Consider the following 1,414-nt stretch of genomic DNA (forward strand, 5'->3'; position numbering starts at 1 on the left):
AAGGTTTCGCAGTTGTCACAGACCCATTTGCCACGAATATGCCGTTCAACGCTGAACACGCCTGGCGTGTAGTCGAGTTTTTCGCTGACGTCTTCGCCGATGCGCTTGAGGGCGCAGCCGCATTGGCATTGAGTGTTTTCTGGATCGTGATGAATCAACGTGCGTGGAAACTCGGCAGGCAATGCAGTGCGTTTGGGTTGCTGGCGGACTGCTGCTTGCGCTGGCTTTGGTGCCAGGATTTCAAGCTCTGCTTCGATGGCGGCCAGGTCGGTCTCAATCAGGTCGTCGAGCAAGCTGGCCTGATTCGGACTAAACGACTCGGAGCGTTTGGCGAAGCGGTGGCGTTTGAGCAGGGCGATTTCGTGAATGAGTTGCTGGTTACGGGTCTTCTGATGAAGAACCTCTTTGTCGAGGCTCGCCAGCTGCGTATCTAGATGCTCAACGCGTGTGAGCAACTGCGCAGCGAGGCTGCGCAGTTGTTCAGTGTCGAGCTGATCGAGACGAGGAGTAGGAATCATGGCGATGACTCTGCCCGATCTGCTGATCGATGTATGTCATCCATTTCTCTTAATGGTTACGGATGGCTCCGTCAGACCCAAGCCATTGCCAGGGAAGGCCGACCACCAGAGCCTGTAACTGCTCGGGACTTAACTCCATTTGATCGCCATGCCGATTACTCGGCCAGGAGAATTTTCCTTGGTGTAGACGGCGTGCCGCCAGCCAAACGCCCAGGCCGTCATGCACTAACACCTTCATGCGATTGCCTCGGCGATTGGCAAAGAGATAAGCACAGTGCGGCTGCGCCGCACCGAAGACAGACACGACTCGTGCGAGGGCTTTCTCCGTGCCGGAGCGCATATCCATCGGCTCGGTGGCCAGCCAGATTGCGTCGATGCGGATCACGAAGCAAGTCCACGGACAAAACGGACACATCCTTCGGGATCGGAAGACGGCCATTTCACCGTGATGATTTGCTCACCAAATGGCAGCTCGATGATTACCGATGACTCGGCCTGTCTTTTCGGGGCGACCTTTACCGGAACAAACGCCGGCAGGGTTGTGGGTGGTTGATCTCGAAAAAGTGGCAGCCACTTACGGATCACGTTGGCATTGATGCCGTGACTGATGGCCACGCTGGAAATGGAGGCGCCGGGTTGCAGGCATTCCTGGACAACCTGGGCTTTAAACGACTTGGGGTAAGAGCTTCGTTGGCGCATTTAAGGGCTATCGCGTCCGCTTAAAAATAGACGGACACCATCGCCCTTAATTTGGGAGGTCGGTAGGTGTGTTCACCGTTCGCTTACATCGATTGTTTGTTGCGGGGCGATGATCAGTGTTTTTTCGAGCACAAAAACAAAATCCCTGTCTGCGTGAGCAGACAGGGATTTTGGAATTTAATCTTGACGATGACCTA

Annotated in this window: 3 protein-coding genes; all 3 read right to left on the reverse strand. The window is 54.9% G+C overall.

The annotated features are described in order from the left end of the window. Positions 1–518 (reverse strand): IS66 family transposase zinc-finger binding domain-containing protein (locus tag GHO41_RS29205; protein ID WP_178126616.1); only part of this gene is annotated, 518 nt, incomplete at its 3' end. Between the two features lie 49 nt (positions 519–567). Next, positions 568–903 carry an IS66 family insertion sequence element accessory protein TnpB gene (gene tnpB / locus GHO41_RS29210; protein WP_048368683.1) on the reverse strand — a complete coding sequence of 112 codons (336 nt, stop codon included), beginning with the start codon at positions 901–903 and terminating at the stop codon, positions 568–570. Continuing rightward, complete coding sequence (locus tag GHO41_RS29215) at positions 900–1,217, reverse strand: transposase (RefSeq protein WP_048368684.1); 318 nt, start codon at positions 1,215–1,217, stop codon at positions 900–902. Before GHO41_RS29215 ends, tnpB begins: the two co-directional genes overlap by 4 nt. Positions 1,218–1,414: the final 197 nt, after the last annotated feature.

Origin of the sequence: Pseudomonas sp. FSL R10-0399, assembly GCF_009600165.1 — a bacterium.
In the GTDB taxonomy this organism is placed as follows: domain Bacteria; phylum Pseudomonadota; class Gammaproteobacteria; order Pseudomonadales; family Pseudomonadaceae; genus Aquipseudomonas; species Aquipseudomonas helleri.